This is a genomic window from Algoriphagus sp. (genome assembly GCF_046296635.1).
Classification (GTDB): domain Bacteria; phylum Bacteroidota; class Bacteroidia; order Cytophagales; family Cyclobacteriaceae; genus Algoriphagus.
In genome coordinates this window covers 124,442-143,442 of sequence record NZ_JBKBKZ010000010.1, presented here as the reverse complement: position 1 = coordinate 143,442, position 19,001 = coordinate 124,442, and the positions used below count along the sequence as shown (strand labels likewise).

General features: G+C 43.3%; 17 protein-coding genes. 3 read left to right on the top strand and 14 right to left on the bottom strand.

What is annotated here, in order from left to right; genetic code table 11:
- Positions 1-2 precede the first annotated feature (2 nt).
- The 14 genes from ACK4HU_RS09780 to ACK4HU_RS09715 form a co-directional block, all read right to left on the bottom strand.
- Positions 3-758, bottom strand: coding sequence for a cell division protein FtsQ/DivIB (locus ACK4HU_RS09780; RefSeq protein WP_409806172.1), 756 nt, complete (start codon positions 756-758; stop codon positions 3-5).
- Positions 755-2,161 carry a UDP-N-acetylmuramate--L-alanine ligase gene (gene murC, locus ACK4HU_RS09775; RefSeq protein ID WP_409806170.1) on the bottom strand — a complete coding sequence of 469 codons (1,407 nt, stop codon included), beginning with the start codon at positions 2,159-2,161 and terminating at the stop codon, positions 755-757. Before murC ends, ACK4HU_RS09780 begins: the two co-directional genes overlap by 4 nt.
- Positions 2,158-3,267 (bottom strand): undecaprenyldiphospho-muramoylpentapeptide beta-N-acetylglucosaminyltransferase, encoded by a 1,110-nt coding sequence (gene murG, locus ACK4HU_RS09770; protein WP_409806206.1) that lies wholly within the window; start codon positions 3,265-3,267, stop codon positions 2,158-2,160. Before murG ends, murC begins: the two co-directional genes overlap by 4 nt.
- A gap of 11 nt (positions 3,268-3,278) precedes the next feature.
- Complete coding sequence (locus ACK4HU_RS09765; RefSeq protein WP_409806167.1) at positions 3,279-4,451, bottom strand: FtsW/RodA/SpoVE family cell cycle protein; 1,173 nt, start codon at positions 4,449-4,451, stop codon at positions 3,279-3,281.
- Positions 4,448-5,803 (bottom strand): UDP-N-acetylmuramoyl-L-alanine--D-glutamate ligase, encoded by a 1,356-nt coding sequence (murD, locus tag ACK4HU_RS09760; protein WP_409806164.1) that lies wholly within the window; start codon positions 5,801-5,803, stop codon positions 4,448-4,450. The genes ACK4HU_RS09765 and murD overlap by 4 nt, the downstream gene beginning before the upstream one ends.
- A gap of 4 nt (positions 5,804-5,807) precedes the next feature.
- Complete coding sequence (mraY, locus tag ACK4HU_RS09755) at positions 5,808-7,019, bottom strand: phospho-N-acetylmuramoyl-pentapeptide-transferase (RefSeq protein ID WP_409806162.1); 1,212 nt, start codon at positions 7,017-7,019, stop codon at positions 5,808-5,810.
- A 1-nt stretch (position 7,020) separates the two neighbouring features.
- A complete protein-coding gene (locus tag ACK4HU_RS09750) occupies positions 7,021-8,484 on the bottom strand; it encodes a UDP-N-acetylmuramoyl-L-alanyl-D-glutamate--2,6-diaminopimelate ligase (protein WP_409806160.1) in 1,464 nt (487 codons plus the stop codon).
- Entirely contained in the window at positions 8,481-10,589 is a 2,109-nt protein-coding gene (locus ACK4HU_RS09745) for a penicillin-binding protein (protein WP_409806157.1), read from the bottom strand. The genes ACK4HU_RS09750 and ACK4HU_RS09745 overlap by 4 nt, the downstream gene beginning before the upstream one ends.
- Positions 10,586-10,969: an FtsL-like putative cell division protein gene (locus ACK4HU_RS09740; RefSeq protein WP_409806154.1), complete on the bottom strand. Its 384-nt coding sequence runs from the start codon at positions 10,967-10,969 to the stop codon at positions 10,586-10,588. The genes ACK4HU_RS09745 and ACK4HU_RS09740 overlap by 4 nt, the downstream gene beginning before the upstream one ends.
- The gene (gene rsmH, locus ACK4HU_RS09735; RefSeq protein WP_409806152.1) at positions 10,966-11,877 is read right to left on the bottom strand and encodes a 16S rRNA (cytosine(1402)-N(4))-methyltransferase RsmH; all 912 of its coding nucleotides are present in this window, start codon (positions 11,875-11,877) and stop codon (positions 10,966-10,968) included. Before rsmH ends, ACK4HU_RS09740 begins: the two co-directional genes overlap by 4 nt.
- Positions 11,878-11,881: 4 nt before the next feature.
- Positions 11,882-12,316, bottom strand: coding sequence for a division/cell wall cluster transcriptional repressor MraZ (mraZ, locus tag ACK4HU_RS09730; protein ID WP_409806150.1), 435 nt, complete (start codon positions 12,314-12,316; stop codon positions 11,882-11,884).
- A gap of 425 nt (positions 12,317-12,741) precedes the next feature.
- The gene (locus ACK4HU_RS09725; RefSeq protein ID WP_409806146.1) at positions 12,742-14,667 is read right to left on the bottom strand and encodes a M56 family metallopeptidase; all 1,926 of its coding nucleotides are present in this window, start codon (positions 14,665-14,667) and stop codon (positions 12,742-12,744) included.
- 2 nt (positions 14,668-14,669) lie between these two features.
- On the bottom strand, positions 14,670-15,038 hold the full coding sequence (locus ACK4HU_RS09720; protein ID WP_409806203.1) for a BlaI/MecI/CopY family transcriptional regulator: 369 nt from the start codon (positions 15,036-15,038) through the stop codon (positions 14,670-14,672).
- 111 nt (positions 15,039-15,149) lie between these two features.
- Positions 15,150-15,950 (bottom strand): SDR family NAD(P)-dependent oxidoreductase, encoded by an 801-nt coding sequence (locus ACK4HU_RS09715; protein WP_409806143.1) that lies wholly within the window; start codon positions 15,948-15,950, stop codon positions 15,150-15,152.
- A gap of 113 nt (positions 15,951-16,063) precedes the next feature.
- On the opposite strand from ACK4HU_RS09715, the gene ACK4HU_RS09710 reads away from it, so the two are divergent.
- The 3 genes from ACK4HU_RS09710 to ACK4HU_RS09700 are packed head-to-tail and all read left to right on the top strand — an operon-like array spanning position 16,064 to position 18,960.
- Entirely contained in the window at positions 16,064-17,173 is a 1,110-nt protein-coding gene (locus ACK4HU_RS09710; protein ID WP_409806140.1) for an alkene reductase, read from the top strand.
- 52 nt (positions 17,174-17,225) lie between these two features.
- Positions 17,226-17,975: an NRDE family protein gene (locus tag ACK4HU_RS09705; protein ID WP_409806137.1), complete on the top strand. Its 750-nt coding sequence runs from the start codon at positions 17,226-17,228 to the stop codon at positions 17,973-17,975.
- Positions 17,976-17,988: 13 nt separating this feature from the next.
- Positions 17,989-18,960, top strand: coding sequence for a YpdA family putative bacillithiol disulfide reductase (locus ACK4HU_RS09700; RefSeq protein WP_409806134.1), 972 nt, complete (start codon positions 17,989-17,991; stop codon positions 18,958-18,960).
- The last annotated feature ends 41 nt before the right edge of the window (positions 18,961-19,001 follow it).

Genomic DNA, 19,001 nt, shown 5'->3' with positions numbered 1-19,001 from the left:
CTTTATTCACAAACAATTTGATTCTTAAACTTCACGCTGATATGCTCATAAGCATTCCAGCCTTTCCTTGGTAAAATCTCTTTATACAGCACTTCAATCCTTCTGAATTTGCTCTCAAAATCAAGCGCATCTCCAAACTCGATTACCTGCTTACCAACCTGCTGATGTAGACGGATGTCGTCCTTTTTATTAATCTCGAGCTCACTTACCTGCGCGCTCCAAAACTCGTTTTTAGTTACAAATTCAATCAAGGGCATCAACTCAGGCATTGCATCCACACTCCCTTGATCCATAAGCTGCTCTGCATAGGCACCTTCCAAGATCAAAACTCGACTGGTATAGCTAGGAGAGGTAGGGATGATCAATCCATCAGTAGTGATGTATCCATCTGCTGCCATCGGTCGGGCAATTCGGGCGATTGGCTCGTGCTGATTGATGGTTACCTTGAGGATGCCTTTTTGCCCGATTGATGATTGCACCGATTTGATAAATGGATGACCTGCTAGCCTGGACTCAATGGATCCCAGAGGTACTTCCGAAACAGAAAGTCCGGCCTTGAGCTCTGGAAAAGCCGAGGTAATGATTTCTCCGACTTCTTTATCTTCTACAAAATATACCCCACTGACGGCCTTAAGATCAATTTCAAATCCTTGGTAGGTTTTGAGTTGAGACTGCTTTTCAACAAAGCCAATAAACCCAACCAAAACGAGGCATAGCGTCACTAATCCAAGTGCTTTTTTCAGGTTTGCCTTATTCATGCTTCAGAAAGTTTAGCTCGTGAATCTGTCCAATTGGCGATAACCGGTACCAGCCGGTCAATATCTCCCGCACCCATCGTCACAAGGACTTCCGGCTGGGATTCCTTCAGGTAATCCAATACCTGATCTTTACTGATTAATGTTTTCTTACCTGTATTAATCCCGTTTAAAAGCATAGCAGAAGTAACGCCTTCAATAGGAAGTTCTCTTGCAGGATAAATATCCAAAAGCACCACCTCGTCAGCGAGGGAGAGACTTTCAGAAAATCCCTGAGCAAAATCTCTGGTTCGGGTAAACAAATGCGGCTGAAAAACAACCGTCAGTCGCTGTGTTGGATACATCGCACGTACTGAGCTAAGGCATGCCTTTATCTCCTCCGGATGATGCGCGTAGTCATCGATGTAGATATAACCTGACACATTGGAATGGATCTCAAATCTTCGCTTCACCCCTTTGAATGACTTAATTCCATTGCGAATTTGATCTTCGGTCACACCATGATCTATTGCTATTGCAATGGCTACAAGGGCATTTTCCACATTATGGAAACCTGGAATATGGAGTTCCAAACCTTTGATTTGGGCTTTGGTTCCTACATAGTCGAACAAGAAAATTCCTGGTTTGGCGATGATATTTTCGGCATGAATTCCATTGGATCTCAAGCCGTATTCTCTGATTCCGGCACTAATACCGAGATTTTCACCCAAGCGATACCAAGCATGAGTTTGGATGTAGAGTTTCCCTTTTTTATCCAAAAGCTTGATGAAATCCCGGAATCCATTCAAAATTGTAGCCTCATCTCCATAGATATCCAAGTGATCAGGGTCCGAACTGGTGACCACTGCTTCATTTGGATGTAGTCGGAGAAATGAGCGATCAAATTCATCTGCCTCCACCACGACAATCGTGGCTTCCTTAGACTTGCCAGGCAAAATCAGGTTACTGTTGTAGTTCTGAGTGATTCCTCCCAAGAAAGCCGCAACAGGTTTTCCGGCTGATTTCAGCAAATGTGCGATGAGCGAAGAAGTGCTTGTCTTACCATGAGTGCCTGCAACAGCGATGGAATAGAAATCCTTGGTGATCATACCAAGCACCTCAGAGCGTTTTTTCAGATTATAATGCGCCTGAAAGAAATTCAGAAGAACGCTATCCTTGGGAATCGCAGGAGTCCAAACCACCAATACTTCGGCAGGATTAGTGGTAAATTCCAAAGGAATTGAAGCAGCCGAATCTTCGAAACTGATCTGCATTCCTTCCTTTTCCAATTCTTTTGTCAAAGGCGACGGGGTCTTGTCGTATCCCGCTACAGGATAGCCTTCATGACGGAACCATCGCGCCAAGGCACTCATGCCAATGCCGCCGATTCCGAGGAAGTAGACCTTATTTATACCTTTGAATGTCATTGAATTAGTTTTTCCAGTTCGTTCACAATGGCATCGGCCGCATCCGGCTTAGCCAATTCTTTCATGTTTTTCCCCAATGCATCCACCAATTCGGGATTTTGCATCAGCTCTTCTATTTTATTTTTTAATTGCCCGACGGCATCCGAATCCTTTAGTAGCAACGCCGCTTGGTGACTCACAAATGCCATCGCATTTTTAGTCTGATGATCTTCTGCCACATTAGGGGAGGGAATGAAAATCACCGGCTTGCCAACCAAGCTGAGTTCAGAAACAGAAAGCGCCCCTGCTCGGGAAACGATCACATCAGCTGCTGCATAAGCAAAATCCATGTCTCGGATGAACTCTCTCAAGTGGATATGCTGCAGATTGGATTCCTCCATTTTGGCCGTCATGTCCTTGAAATAGAACTTTCCGCATTGCCAAAGAACCTGATAGCCTGCTTTCTCGAGTTCCGCCATGTCTTTGAGCACCGCCTGATTGAGGGTTCTTGCCCCCAAAGAGCCGCCCAAAATCAAAATCGTTTTTTTACCCTTTATTAATCCAAAGTGCTCTTGAGCTAATGCTCGCTTTCCGGACAAGTCGAGAATATCTTTTCTGACAGGATTTCCTGTAACTCTGATTTTCTCCACAGGAAAGAATCTCTCCATCGCAGGATATGCGACGCAGATGGTTCTGGCCTTTTTGGACAAAAGTTTATTTGTCAGCCCTGCATAGGAGTTTTGCTCCTGAATGAGGGTTGGGATTTTTTTATTTTGCGCAGCATAAAGAACCGGTCCGCTTGCATATCCACCTACTCCCACTACTGCATGAGGACGGAAGTCTTTGACGATGCCGGAAGCGATTCTTAGGCTTTTCAATAGCTTAATCGGAAAGCTTAGATTGTCCACTGTCAAACTGCGCTGAAGTCCTGCCACCGGCAAACCTTTGATCTCATAGCCAGCTTCAGGTACTTTTTGCATTTCCATTTTCCCCAAAGCACCTACAAACAGAATCTCACTGGAGGGATGTTTTTCCTTCCATGCATTAGCAATGGCAATAGCCGGATAGATGTGTCCGCCTGTGCCGCCGCCGCTGATAAGAATTCGATATGTTGTCTGTGCGTTAATGGTTTTTGGGTTTATGCTGTTCTTAATCTATTTCTTACTTCAGGTGCGGGTGCCACTTCATCTGAGTGATCTCCACGACTTACACTCAGAATAATTCCCAAGGCTGTTCCGGTGAAAACCAACGAGGTCCCTCCCATACTTAGGAGTGGAAGTGGCAAACCTGTAATCGGGCCCAAGCCAACCGCCACGGCCATATTGACCAAAGCTTGAATGACGAGCGCAAAGCTTAATCCTGCGGAAAGCAAGCCTCCGAAGGCCTTATTGGAATTGGCTACGATTCGCATACCTCGATAGAGCAGGGCGAGATAGAGGAAAAGGACTGTAGCTCCACCCACCATGCCATATTCTTCAATGATGATCGCATAGATAAAATCGGAGTAAGGGTGCGGAAGAGAATTTCGCTGCTCGCTATTTCCTGGCCCTTTTCCCGTGACTCCACCGGTTGCGATGGCGATATAAGACTGCTCGGCTTGGAAAGGAATTTTGCTTTCGTCTCCTTTTGATTCCCAAAATGCTTCGATTCTGGAATAAAAAGTATCCCCCCTTTGTCCCGTAAATACGGCAACCGTTAAGCCCATGATTCCGACCATGATCACCAAAAGCAGATATTTTAAAGGAACCCTACCAATGAACATGATCAATAAGCAAGTCATTAAAAGCAAAATCGCTGTGGACATATTGGCCATCCCGATCAATGCACAGATGATTCCGATCGACAAAATGATCGGAAGAAAAGTGCCTGTAAAGTCTTTAATACTATTTTGGCGTTTGGCAAGCATAGCTGCCAATGCAGCAATCAGTGAAAGCTTCGCCAAATCCGATGGCTGGAATGCCTGATTGATTACAGGAATCGTTATCCATCGATTTGCATCGTTGATATTTGAGCCAAATAGGTAGGTAAATGCCAAAAGAGGTATCGACAAATACATGAAGAGTCGGGCATAAAGCGCATACTTTTTATAAGGCATCTTGTGCGCAAGCCACATCACAAATAGCGATGCAAAAACCAAAAAGGAATGCCTAAGCAGGTATAGTTCGGTGTTACCTCCTGCCGTCTTATAGGCCAAAGTACCTGTAGCAGAATACACTACCAGAATGCTGAACAAAGACAGCAAAATCACGATGGCCCAAATGATGGGATCGCCCTTAAACTGCTCGTCTATCCATGCCTTCAGTTGAATCATGCTTTCTGTTTTTCTTTTAATTCCAAAACCGCATTGCGAAATTGTGCTCCGCGGTCCTCATAATTTTTGAATAAATCGAAGCTGGCACATGCCGGTGAAAGCAATACCACTTCTCCCAAATCCGCTAACTCTTGTCCCCAAGCCACTGCTTGGCGGATATCCTGTGTTTCCCTGATTTCTGAGATAATTCCTGAGAAAGCGGTTTTTAGCTTTTCGTTATCTGTACTAAGGCAGATCAGAACTTTGACTTTACCCATATCTACCAGATCGTTCAGCACTGAATAATCATTGCCTTTGTCCACACCACCAGCTATCCAGATCATTGGCTCTGTGAAACTTCCCAAAGCGTAATAAGTGGCTTCGACATTGGTTCCTTTGCTGTCATTGATAAAGCGTACTCCATCAACCTCCCGAATCAGCTCCATCCGATGGGGGGCATTTTTGAAGGTGGAATAGCCCTGAATCAGTTGTTCTTCATCCAATCCGACAATCATCGCCGCTGAACCTGCGAAGAGAGCGTTCAAAACATTGTGCTTTCCACTGAGCGGAAGTGTAGAAGCTGGAATCTTCACTGATATTCCATTCGCAGAAATTTCCAGCGTTTCCAAATCGCTGTATCCGCCTTTTTCCTGCTTTTTTGAAAGAGAAATCAAATGCAGATCTGCTTTAAGTTTTTTCATTTCTAAGCCCTTTTGAGTCAAAGGATCCTCAGAAAACACAATTCCTTTTTCCCGGGAAGTCATATTCTTGAATAGACTCATTTTAGAAAGGATGTAGTTTTCAATCTTGTATTCATAGCGATCCAGATGATCTGGTGTGATATTAGTGAGTATCCCAATAGTTGGCTTGAAGGTCTGAAAACCATCAATCTGGAAGCTCGACACCTCAATCACCCACCAGTCGTGGTCTTTATCCACTAATTGACAAGCCCAACTTTGGCCTACATTTCCTGCCAAGCCGACATCATAGCCTGCTTCTTTAAGCAAGTGATATGTCAAAAGTGTAGTGGTCGTTTTACCGTTGGTTCCTGTTATTCCGATCACTTTACCCGCGCTGAATCTGTATGCAAATTCCAGTTCGTCAACTACCGGAATTCCTTCTTCCATTGCTCTTTTTACCAAGGGAGCTTTGGTCGGAATTCCCGGACTCTTAATAATCAGATCAGAGGAAAGAACCTTTGACTCATTATGTCCACCTTCTTCAAAGCCGATTCCGGCATCTTGAAGCGCATTTTTTCGATCGGGAGAAATCATCCCTGAATCAGATACCCAAACCCCATAGCCTTCCCGCTTGGCGAGCAATGCTGCTCCCAATCCACTTTCTCCGGCTCCGAGGATGGCTATTTGTTTCATAATTTCAACGCAATTTCAATGTGGCCAATGATATCACCGCCAGCAAAATGCCGACTATCCAGAAGCGGGTCACAATCTTCGCTTCGGGTATTCCTTTCTTTTGGTAATGATGATGAAGAGGTGACATCAAGAAAATCCTGCGTCCTTCCCCGTATTTTTTTCTACTGTATTTGAAATAGCCTACTTGGAGCATGACACTCACACTTTCGATCAAAAAGATCCCGCAAATGATAGGAATCAAGAGCTCTTTGCGAAGCGTCAAAGCCAAAACCGCAATCACTCCCCCGAGCATCAATGAGCCCGTATCTCCCATAAAAACTTGAGCTGGATAGGCATTGTACCAAAGGAAACCGATGCATGCACCGATGAATGCGGAAGCAAAAATCACGAGCTCCCCGGAGTTGGGGATATACATGATGTTGAGGTATTGGGAGAAGATGACGTTACCGCTCAGATAAGCGAAAATCGCAATCGCCAGACCGATGATTGCAGAGGTTCCAGCTGCCAGACCGTCAATTCCGTCGGTGATATTCGCCCCATTGGAAACGGCTGTAATGATGAAAATCGCAACCAGAATGTATAGAACCGGAACCATCGATTCTCCAAGGAATCCAAGCATTACCTCATAATCCAATTCGTTGTTTTTGAAGAAAGGAATGGTGGTCCTGAGTGCTTTTACATCTTGAAATGACGGAGTCTCAACAATGCCCTCCTCGATAGAAACCGGAGTCGAAAACTTACGAATTACTACATCATCATTATAATAAAGAGTCGCTCCGACGATAATTCCAATTCCGATCTGACCGACGATTTTGAATCGACCTTTGAGTCCGTCTTTGTTTTTGCGGAAGACTTTAATGTAATCATCCAGGAAGCCGATCAATCCCAACCAAACCGTGGAAATCAGCAAAAGGATGATGTACACATTGTTCAGATTAGCGAATAGAAGCGTCGGGATCAAGATCGCCGCAATCATCATCAAACCACCCATAGTAGGTGTTCCTTTTTTCTGCGCCTGACCTTCCAAACCTAAATCACGGACGGTCTCTCCGATTTGCTTTCTTCGGATCCAGTTGATGATGGCTTCTCCAAAAGTGATCGTGATAATTAATGAAAAAACGGCAGCCATTCCCGCACGGAACGAGATATAGCGAAACACACCCGTTCCCGGGATGTCCAATACTCGATCTAAGTAGTCAAAAATGGGGTAAAGCATATTAGTTTTTTGTCAGTTGTTCTAAGATTTCTGTTACTACTTCCGCGTCATCGAAGTGATGTTTTACGCCTTTGATTTCTTGGTAATCTTCATGACCTTTTCCTGCAATCAGGATGATATCACCTTTTTGGGAAAGCATCACAGCCGTTTTGATTGCCTCTCTGCGATCTTCTATGGTTAAGGTTTTCCTCACTTCAGATGGACCTACACCTGCTTGCATTTCCCGAAGGATTTCCATTGGGTCTTCAAATCGGGGATTGTCCGAGGTGAAAATGGCCTTGTTACTTTCGCTCACTGCCAACTTCGCCATGATGGGGCGTTTGGTTTTGTCTCGATTGCCTCCACAACCGACTACAGTGATCAGTTGCTCAATGCCTGTTCGAACTCCATTTATTGTTTTCAAAACATTGTCCAAAGCATCGGGCGTGTGCGCGTAATCCACGATAGCGATGATTCCGCCGATGGAAATGCGATCGAATCTACCTTTAGCTCCTCTTATGGCAGATAATGTCCGAAGCACCTCATCTTCGTCTTCTCCAAGAAGCACAGCTACACCAAGCGCTCCTAGCAAATTGTAAGCATTGAATGCACCAATCATTCGGAACCATATCAGCTTATTGTTGATATCCAATTCCAGACCTTCGAGGGTGTTGGAAATGATTTTAGCTTTGAAATCAGCTGAAGACTTGAGCGCAAAAGTGTGGTGCGTCGCCTTGCTATTTTGAATCATCACAGACCCACGTCTGTCATCTCCATTTACAAGTGCAAAAGCATCTTTTGGTAATTCGTCAAACAGCTTCTTTTTAGCTTTGATGTACTCATCAAATGTCCCATGATAGTCCAGATGATCGTGTGTGATATTGGTAAAGACAGCCCCGGCAAGCTTCAATCCTGCAATTCGCTCCTGAACGATCGCATGAGAGCTTACCTCCATGAAGCAATGGGTGCAGCCTTCATCCACCATTTTGCGAAGCAAAACTTGTACACTCACCGCATCCGGAGTAGTGTGGGTAGCTGGAATTACCTGCTCATTAATTTTATTTTCTACTGTAGAAAGCAATCCGGTACTGTAACCCATCGCTACAAAAAGTTGATGCAAAAGGGTCACCGTTGTTGTCTTACCATTGGTGCCCGTCACGCCGACTACTTTGATCTTTTCCGAAGGATTATCAAAGAAATTGGAAGCGATGATCCCCAATGCTTTGGCTGAACTGACCACCTGAACATAGGTGATGCCTTCGATGATGACTTCAGGAAGTTTTTCGCAGACAATCACTGTTGCTCCTTTGTCAAGTGCAGTAGCAATGAATTCATGCCCGTCTACTTGTGTACCTGCCATAGCGACAAATACACTAGCCTCCTCCACTTTCCTGCTATCAAAGACAACACCGCTCACCCCTCTATCCATGTCTCCGATGGTCGAGGTTAGCGATACCTTATATAATATGTCTTTGAGTATTTTCATCCTAAGACTAGATTAATTGTTGCATTTGGGGCAAGTTGAGTTCCTGGAGAGATAGATTGCTCGATCACTCGACCTTTGCCTTTGTAGTTAACTTTAAGGCCTTTGTTTTCAAGGACAAAAAGCGCATCGCGAAGTGGCATGCCTGAGACATCAGGTACCACCGGTTTTTCGGTATCATTTATTTGTAATTGAACTTGCTCAGCTACCAATGAAGATTTGACCCAATCTTCAACCGATGGGCTTTTTGCGGCCACTCCCAACACATTCAAAATCCCCTGTAGCTCCTCACCTTTCCCTGAAGAGATGAAAGGCATTTTGCCGGTTTGATTCGCTGCCAAGAAAATTTTGGATTGATCCACTGGATTCAATTCCATGTCCAGCGCGTAAATCCGATCAGCTATTTCTTTGAAAACAGGGGCAGATACATCCCCCCCATAAGCTGCAATGCCACTCGGACTATCGATCACCACAATCATGCTGTACTTTGGACGATCTGCCGGAAAATATCCCGCAAAGCTGGTATAGTAAGTTTCGGTGTATCGACCGTTGACAATTTTCTGAGCTGTTCCGGTTTTGCCCGCTATCCGATAGTTTTCATTCTTGATATTTCTGGCAGTCCCTCTCGTGACAACGCCTTCCAAAAGCTCCTGAAGTTGTTTCACGGTTTTTTCTGAGGCGATTTGCTTGCGCAAAACCTGCGGTTCAAAGGTCTCTATCAAGGTATTTCCTCTTCCTACCGCCTTCACAAAAAGCGGCTTCATCATCACGCCATTGTTTGCTACAGCATTGTAAAGTGCAAGGGTATGAATTGGATTGAGTTTGGATTCGTACCCGATGGATATCCAAGGGAGCGATGTTCCATACCAAGTTTTTGTCCCAGGTTTTTTGAAAAACGGCTTGCCTTCACCAGAAAGCTGAAGGTCTAGGGGCTGGGCAATTCCGGCCTTTTCCATATAAGCCATAAACTTGGACGGACTGGAACCGAAGTGCATGTCCACCAATTTGGAAATGGCGACGTTTGATGATTTTTCGAATGCTTCCCGAATCGTAATTGTACCGTAGCCACCGTTTTTGGCATCGTACATCGTCTGATTGTAGAATCTATGGGCACCGTTTCCGGTTTCGATTTTTTCGTTGAGGCTGACTTTGTTTTCTTCCAAAAGCGCAAGCATTGAGATCAATTTGAAAGTTGATCCGGGCTCCGTATTGCCGATATCTCCTACCGCATAGTTGTAACTTTCCGAGTAGCCAACCCCATTTTTATTTCGCTGCAGATTAGACATCGCTTTGACGTGTCCAGTCTTTACTTCCATGACGACCACAGAACCAAAAGCGGCATTTCGATCAGTCAATTGTCTTCGCAGAGCGGTCTCCGCAACATCTTGAATGTTCACATCCAAGGTGGTGAAGACATCAAGGCCATTGTCTGGCTTAATATCTTCCGCATCAAAAACAGGTTTCCAAATACCTCCAGCGAGACGCTGAAAAAGTGCCTTGCCGTCTTTTCCTTTTAGGTAGTTATTAAAGCTGTATTCGATTCCTGCGCCATAGTCATCTTCATTCAAAAAGCCAACAGTTCTGCTGGCAAGGGAATTAAACGGTCGGTATCGCTTTTCTACTTTTTCGAAAATTACTCCTCCACCTAAGCGACCATCTCTGAAAATCGGCCATTCGGTCATTTTTTGCATGTCCTGATACCCGATCTGTTGGCGATTAAGAATGAGGAAACGCTTCTTGTCTCCTCGGGCATCCTGAATCATCCGCTTATATGCGGTGGCAGACTTATCTTTATAGAAAATAGAAAGGTTTCTGGCCAATGAATCGATTCCGGATTTGAATCTGGAGTCTTTTGCCATTGTAGGATCTATCGCTACTCTATAGAAAGGTAAACTCGTAGCCAAAAGGCTTCCGTCGGTGGCATAGATATTTCCTCGGGTAGCCGGAACTTCTCGATACTGAAAGTTGACTTGCTCAGCTTTTGCTCTCCACTTCTCTCCCTCCTTCACTTGCACTACGGCGATCTTGTATGGGATCGCGCAGGCAACCAAAGCAACCAGGATGAAGACCACCCTTACTCGGAGCACTATGGAGCGTTTTATATTCACTTTTCTACCACTATTTTGATTGGCGGTTGATTCAATTCATAGATATCAAGCTTGGCAACCCGCTTGGCCACTTCTGACTGCATGCTGCTTTGCATATATTCGGCTTCGAGCGTGGTGACATCGGCACGGAGGTCTTCCACTTCTTGCTGAGCTTTTTCGATTTTTCGGACCATACTCTCAGCTCTGTGATTGCTGAAGATGTAGATCAGTGCCAGCAAAACCAGAAAGCCAACTGGGGGCACTAATTGTACAGGCACACCTTCACCCAGAATTCCTTTGACGTCGAACTTTTCTTCCATCCAAGTAAAAAGGGTCTTCCGAGGACCTCCTTTCGGAGCGTTCCCGACCTTCAGCTTTTTCTTAAATGTGTTCTGACTCATTTTTCTGTCTTTTTCGCTATTCTCAATTTTGCACTACGAGCCCTTGGATTGGCAGCTACTTCCACTTCATCTGCAACCACTGATCCTCTGCTTATCGGTTCCAAGGGTCTGATCAGGTTTCCGTAGAAGTCCTTTTCTACTTCTCCCTGAAATTTTCCTTTTGCAATCAGATTCTTCACCAAGCGATCTTCCAAGCTGTGGTAGCTCATCACTACCAGCCTTCCTTCAGGCTTGAGAAGTTCAATCGCACTAAGAAGAAATTCTTCTAAGGCACCAATCTCATCGTTGACTTCGATTCTCAGCGCCTGAAAAACCTGCGCATAATATTTAAAGTCCTTACCTCTCGGTGCAAATCGTTTCAGAAATGCGGTAAATCCCTCCGTCGTTTCGAAAGGAGTCTGAGCTCGTTCGGAGACAATGGCTTGAGCCAAAGTCTTTGCATTTTTCACTTCACCGTAGATTCCAAGAATCTTGTGAAGACTTCCTTCATCGTATGTATTCAGGACCTCTTTGGCGCTTAGGTCAGCGGATTGATTCATTCGCATGTCCAATTCACCACTGAATCTTGTCGAAAACCCCCGTCCTGGCACATCGATCTGATGAGAGGAAATACCCAAATCAGCTAAAATCCCATCTACCTGTTTCACTCCGTACAATCTGAGATATCGCTTGATATCTCTGAAATTGGCCTGTACAAATGTGAATCGCTCGTCCTGAGGCGCATTTGCCAAAGCGTCTTCATCCTGATCAAACCCGTAGAGATGCCCTTTATCCAACTGCTTCAAGATTTCTCTCGAATGCCCGCCTCCACCAAAAGTGACATCGACATAAGTTCCATTGGGATCTATAGCCAAGCCTTCAATGCATTGGGTGAGCATCACTGGGATATGGTAAGCTGATGTTGTCATGGCGTCAGGAGAGATGTTTTTCCATCTGTTGTGACATTTCCGCATCGTCATCGATGAGGTTACCCTTGATTCGGTCAGCACTCCACAGTTCTATTTTGCTTCCCAATCCGATTAGAATCACGTCTTTGTCCAGCCCGGCATACTCTTGGAAAGTTTTTGGTATCAAAAAACGCCCTGCACTGTCCAATTCAACTTCTGTGATTCGGGTGAAAAAGGATCGCTTTAATCGACGAGTCTCCTCGTTGTGATCCGAAAGTGCATTCACTTGACTTTCCAATTTGCGAAACTCAACTAGTGGATAGAGCTTCAGACATTTGTCCGCAGCCATCTGAAGCATAAGCGCAGTGCCATTGGACTCAGGTATTGCTCCCTTTATTTTGGAAGGCAACACCAGACGCCCTTTGGGATCCAGCTTACAATCATATTGACCATTGAACATTGCTTGACTCTTTATTTTATTGAGTTCGTAGTAAAAACAAAAGTAGTAAAATGATATTCACTTTCTCCCACTTTCTCCCACTTTTTACCACTTTGAATTAAAAGTAGCCAAAAGTTTCATCCAAGCCAATATTTTTAATAAAAAATCAAAGAAATTTTTATTGATACTCAAGGCGTTAAGGCCTTCCCCATTGTGTATATAAATTCCCCATTTCGGGCTTAAAACAGTGATTTTTGCATTAGATGGCCATCCGGGAAAGCAGGCGAATCAAGGATTGGTAAAAAAGTGGGGGAAAATCCCATAAATTTCTCTTTCGAGAAGAAAAGCGGGAGATTTTCATAAAACAAACTTCCTTAAAATAAAAAAAGACCTGCCCATTGGGCAAGTCTTTTTGAAAAGCATTAACACACAATTATATTAACGGATTAATTATTATCCCCTTTTTTAAGTTCGCTTTGAATAAGTTTTTGGAATTCCTGGAGCTTGGCTTCGTGTTCTTTTTGCCAGATTTCCATCTTTTTCTGGAACTCCTCCATTTTGGGTTTTTGGGTCGCTTCCCATTCTTTCATCTTTTGCTCAAACTCTTTCATTTTAGGTTCTTGAGCCGATTGCCATTCTTTCATTTTCTGTTCGAACTCTTTCATTTTAGGTTCAAATTCTTTTTTCCAAGCTTCAATTTTCGCAGAACGTTCAGCTTCTCCTGCTTTCCATTTTGCGGCCCATTCTTCAGAACGTTTAGACCATTCCTCAGCTTTTACTTCGGCTAATTTTGCCCACTCTTTGGACTTCTCAGCCAAATCTTTAGACCATTTTAATTGGTCTTCTTTGGCCATTTTAGAAGTATCCGAAGAAAACATCATTGGTGGCATAGGAGGCATCATGGCAAGATCAAAGGGTACCATAGGAATCATTGGCTCCATCGCAAAAATTTCAGCGTCGAATGGAATCATCTCATCAAAATCCGGAAGTGGTGCCATTTCAAATTCCATTGGGACCATTGGCGCAATCGGGATGTCAAATTTCGGCATTGAAGCACTGTTAAACTCTCGGAGTTTTTCAAAAGCAACTTTTGTTTTTCCTGAAATGATTATGGTATCCTTGTCTGAAATTAACGTGTCTCCAGAAATTCTGTAGGAATACCCTTCACCAGAGAAAACCATTACGTTTTTCCCAAAATGGTAAGAATTTGGACTTTCTGGAATTGCAGATTTTTTAATGATCGTAGTATCTCCGGCAATTGAAACAATAGCATCCATAGCGTCAGCTGTTGCTTCTATAGAAATGGGAGCTACCGGAACCATTGGCTTAGGCGTATCTTGTTTTGCACTGGCTATCAAGCCTGCACTTAGGAGAAGTGTAAGTAACATAGGGATAGAAATAATAGGGTTTTGAGGATAGTTTTGGGCGGGGTAACCAAGCATTCGCTTGATTCTTTGTAGAGTTGGATTTCGTTTTTTCCCAGCTGCTAAGGCTAGTTCCGGAGGATTTTGCTTCGCAAAATTGAGTACCTCTGCTAAGCTAGTAGCCAGATTTTTGGGTTCGATTCCAGCTTTCATGACTAGGTCATCTGCAGCATTCTCACGCAATTCTTTCAAGGTACTATTCATCCACCAATAACATGGATGGAAGAAGAATATCACTTCTAAACTTGAAAGCATAAGATTGACCAGATAGTCGTTTCGCTTCACATGAGCGAGTTCGTGAGCGATAATTGCCTCAAGTTGAGCTGGAGAAAGGTGAAGAAGTAAGCCTGCGGGAAGGAGAATAATAGGTTTGAAAGTATCGAATGTCAAAGGCGAAATTCCTGAATCAGTTGTTCTCAGCTGAACATTGGGTCTAATCCCCATTTTTCCGGCCAATCGATGGAGGATTTTTTCGAGTTGGAAATCTGTGACTAGACTGGATGATTTTCGAAGACTGCGAATTTCCGAAAGGCTGTTTACAAGCCGAAACAAGAAAAGGAGTACCCCGAGAAACCAGAAGTTGACCAAAAGGGACAAATTTTGATCAATCCAGAGTGTGGCTTTCTGAATACTAAACTCAAGTTCTGCATCGGCATGGATAGCTGGCTGATTTTGAAGAAAAGCTTCATGATCGCCGGCCTGAAAAATATTCACCGCGGCTCTTTCATAATCTATTTCATAGAGAAAAGTACTCAAACCTGCTACAAAAGATATAACCAAAGCACCAGCTGTCAATCCATATTTGAGTGAAGGTGCGGCTCGATGTGCTAGCTTCAAAACAATCCAAAGTACCGCTGCAATTAAAATAAGTTGCCAAATAGAATGAACCAAAGTCCATCCCAGTGCTTTTAACAGACTTTCGGATATCCAGTTATTCAAGAATTCCATAGCTATTTGTTTTCAAGTTGGTCAAGAAATGCCCGAATTTCATCGATTTCATCCTTTGAAGGGTTGTCCTGTCCCAAAGCTTGCATGACCAATTTTTTGGAGGATCCGCCGAAGGCCGTGCTCATCAGGTTTTTTAACAATGACTTTTGCGTCTCTTGCTGATTAGTCGTTGGCCGATAAATATGTGATCGGTTTTCCTCGTCTCGAGTGACCATCCCTTTGGCATGCATGATTTGCATAGTCTTTAGTGTGGTGGTATATCCGGTGTCTTTGGTCTCAGCCAATCGCTCATGGATCTGCCGAACACTGGATTCCTTAAGCTCCCAAAGCAGGGATAAAATTTCTAATTCCGATTCAGTTGGTTTGCTCATGGCTATATCTACGATTACTTTCGTACCAAAGATATACGAAGGAAATCGTAATTTCAAAAAAAGTACGATTTTTATCGTATTAAAAAATGTTAAGCCCTGATTTTCTGTCGACTACTTTAATTTCTGAATGGCTTTTCGGCCTTTTGACTCCAGTGATTTACGGAAAAGCTCTCCTATCTTTGGCCAAGCACCGGCGATTTTAGCAAGAAATCCTCTAGACTCGGGAATACAGACCATAGGCTTGGGCTTTTCCATCAATTCTAGAATCACTTTTGTGATGTCCTCAGGTTGAAGAATTTTCTTTGGTCCACTAAAAGAAAGTTTTGACTCTTCGGGAAATTCCAATTGGGCACTCAGCATGGGAGTATTGACCAAATCCGGACAAACAACTGAAATTTCAACGCCATACTCACGAAACTCAGCCGACGCTGCCAATGAAAATCCTCGCACAGCAAATTTGGATGCTGTGTACAAGCTTAAGCCTGAGACAGGCGCAATTCCTGCGAGTGATGCAATATTTATAATGTGGCCAAACTCTTGAAGCTTCATCTCTTTTCCGATGATTGTAGTTCCTAGAATTGTTCCTTTGGTGTTTACATCCAAATGAAAATCGATGTCACTTAACTCATATTCAGCAACAAATCCAGGTCGAATTACTCCCGCGCAATTGATCAAGTGGGAAATAGGAGATCCTAAGCTTTTTGCAATTTCAATTGCCTGAAACCAGGTTTCTGATTTTGAGGTATCTCCTGTTAAAATTTGAACTGAGGATATACTCTCAAATTTTTCATGAAGCCCCGATGTTTCCAAGTCTATAAGAAGCAAAGAAATGTCTTTTTGGTAAAGTGCATTTGCCAAATTCAACCCAATGCCGCTATCAGCACCGGTAATCAAAATCAGGGTTGGGTTCATTGTTTTTAAACTAAAATCAATTCAAAATACATAATCTTTTTTTATTCTGAACTATCATTAAACTGAGTTAGTTGTATATACACGCATTAGAAAATTTAAAACCAACATTATTTATGAAAATCAAACAGGCACTTTTAAAGTCTCTTGAAGTAGGCGATTTGACATTGAAAAACCGGGTATGGATGGCGCCTATGACTAGAAGCCGAGCTGCCAATTCAGAGAACAAAGTTTTTGAACTACACGAGGAATACTACAGACAGAGGGCTTCTGCCGGACTAATTATCACAGAAGGGTCGCAGGTTTCGCCGCAGGCAGTTGGGTACATCAATACTCCCGGGATCTATTCTAAGGCACAAACTGAAGCTTGGAAAGGTGTCACTAAAGCCGTCCATGAAGAAGGAGGACACATTTTTATCCAACTTTGGCATGTGGGTCGAATGTCGCATCCGGATTTTCATAATGGCGAATTACCTCTTTCGGCTTCTGCTACCAATCCAAATTCAAAATCTTACACGCCCGAGGGTTTCAAAGAAACTGTTGACGCCAAAGAGATGACTTTGGAAGAAATCAAAGCAACTATCCAAGACTTCAAAAACGCAGCAAAAAACGCGATGGAAGCTGGGCTTGACGGAGTGGAAATTCACTCATCCAATGGCTATTTGTTTCACCAGTTTTTCAATGGAACTTCTAATTTCAGAACTGACGAATATGGTGGAAGCATTGAAAACAAATCCAGAATCTTGTTTGATGTAATCGATGCGATCAAGGAAGTGATGCCCGAAAACAGAATCGGTTTACGACTTAATCCCTCATTAAACGGTGTTTTTGGAATGACCATGGACGAGGATACCATCCCGACTTTTGACTATATCATCAATAAATTGAATGATTATGATCTTGCTTACCTTCATCTCTCTGAGCCATTTACAGATGTGAGCGAAATACCATTTGCGGAGCAACATATTGCAAAAAGATACAGACCGATCTTCAAAGGCACTTTGGTAATTAACAGTGAATTTGATCAGGAAAAAGGAAATAAGGTCATCGAGGAAGGATTTGCTGATGCAGTTGCGTTTGGGAAACCGTTCATTTCCAATCCTGATTTACCGGAAAGATTTGCCCAGAATGCACCATTGGCGGATTGGGATAAGGACACCTTTTATACCCCGGGGGAAAAAGGTTATACAGATTACCCGAGTCTCAAAGAGGCGGAAGTTAGTTAATTCACTCAAAGGGGCTGTCCAAAAAACAGCCCCTTTTTTATACCTTTAAAAAATGTGTTTAGTCGCTTTTTCTTGGAAGAATCATTCCGAATATCCACTCATCATCAGTGCCAATCGGGATGAGTTTTTTGACCGCCCAACGCAGTCTCTGCATCAATGGGATTCCGGCATAATAGCTGGCAAAGATCTCCGAGGTGGGGGCACTTGGATGGGCTTTCACCCCGATGGAAAATGGGCCTTACTGACAAATTACAGGGATTTCAACAGACCCCAGCGAGGAGAAATCAGTCGAGGAAAATTGGTTCAAAATTTTCTGGAGGGCGAAGAAGGTCCAAAACAGTATTTGGAAGGTATATTCAAAAATAAGAATCTTTATGAAGGCTTCAATTTATTGGTTTCTGATGGTGAAAGACTCTTCTACCTAAGCAACTACAAGGATGAAATTGATGAAATCCAACCGGGAATTTACGGCTTAAGCAATGGATTGATCAATGAACCTTGGCCGAAAGTAGAATTGGCAAAAGCACAGTTATCTAAAGTGATTTCTGAGAAAATATCAGAAGAAAAGCTATTGAATATTCTGAAGTCAACAGAAACTCACTCGATTGAAAACTTACCGAAAACAGGAGCTTCTGAGGAAATGGAAATTGGTCTCTCAGCACAATTGATCCGACTACCGCCAAATTATGGTACAGTTTCGGCATCAGGTGTAATCGTAAACCGCCAAGGAAAAACAACAATCACAGAACGGACTTTTAATTGGGATCCAACTTCATTTTCGGATCAGCAAATAAGTATTTAAACTAAGACTACAAATGGAAAAGTTACATGACCTGATCATCATTGGAGGGGGACCAATTGGACTCGCCTGCGGAATCGAGGCGCAGAAAGCAAGGTTGGATTATTTGATTTTGGAAAAAGGAGCTTTGACCAACTCGATTTTTAATTATCCCATTAATATGACATTTTTTTCCACCTCTGATCGACTGGAAATGGCAAACATTCCATTCATGTCTGTAGCCGCAAAACCCACTCGGACAGAGGCTTTGGAATATTATCGAAGGGTTTTTTTCCACTACAAGTTGAAGGTGAATCTCTATGAGAGTGTCCAGACTTTGACTAAAAATGAAGATTCATTTTCAATAAAAACGTCCAAAGGGAGTTACGAAACGAAGAAAATTGTCCTTGCGACAGGTTTTTATGATTTGCCCAACTTAATGAATGTCCCGGGAGAAAATCTCCAAAAAGTGCTCCATTACTACAAGGAACCCTGGCCGTTTATCAATCAAAAAGTTCTTGTGGTGGGTGGTGCAAACTCGGCTGTGGATGCTGCTTTGGAAACTTGGAGAAAAGGAGCGGAAGTCAGTATGGTTTTGCTCCGAGATGAGGTTGATGAAAATGTTAAATACTGGGTTAGACCTGATATCATGAATCGAATTAAAGAAGGTTCTATCACTGCATACACCCAATCCAAAGTAAAAGAAATCCTAGAACATGAGGTGGTCATTGCTACACCAAGTGGGGATGTGACCATTGCAAATGATTGGGTTTTGGCAATGACAGGATACAAACCCAATTTTTCACTTTTGGATCAGCTGGGAGTAGAGATGAGTTTGGACGAAAAGCGCCAACCTTGCTATGATCAAACCAATCAGGAATCAAACGTGCCGGGGGTCTATTTGGCAGGTGTCGTGTGCGGAGGATTAAATACCAGAGAGTTTTTTATCGAAAACAGTATCAGCCATGCCGCTGCAATAGTGGATGACATCACAAGGAAAATGAAGTAAATTATTGCAAAAAGGATAAAGCAAACTTGCAAATAAGAATT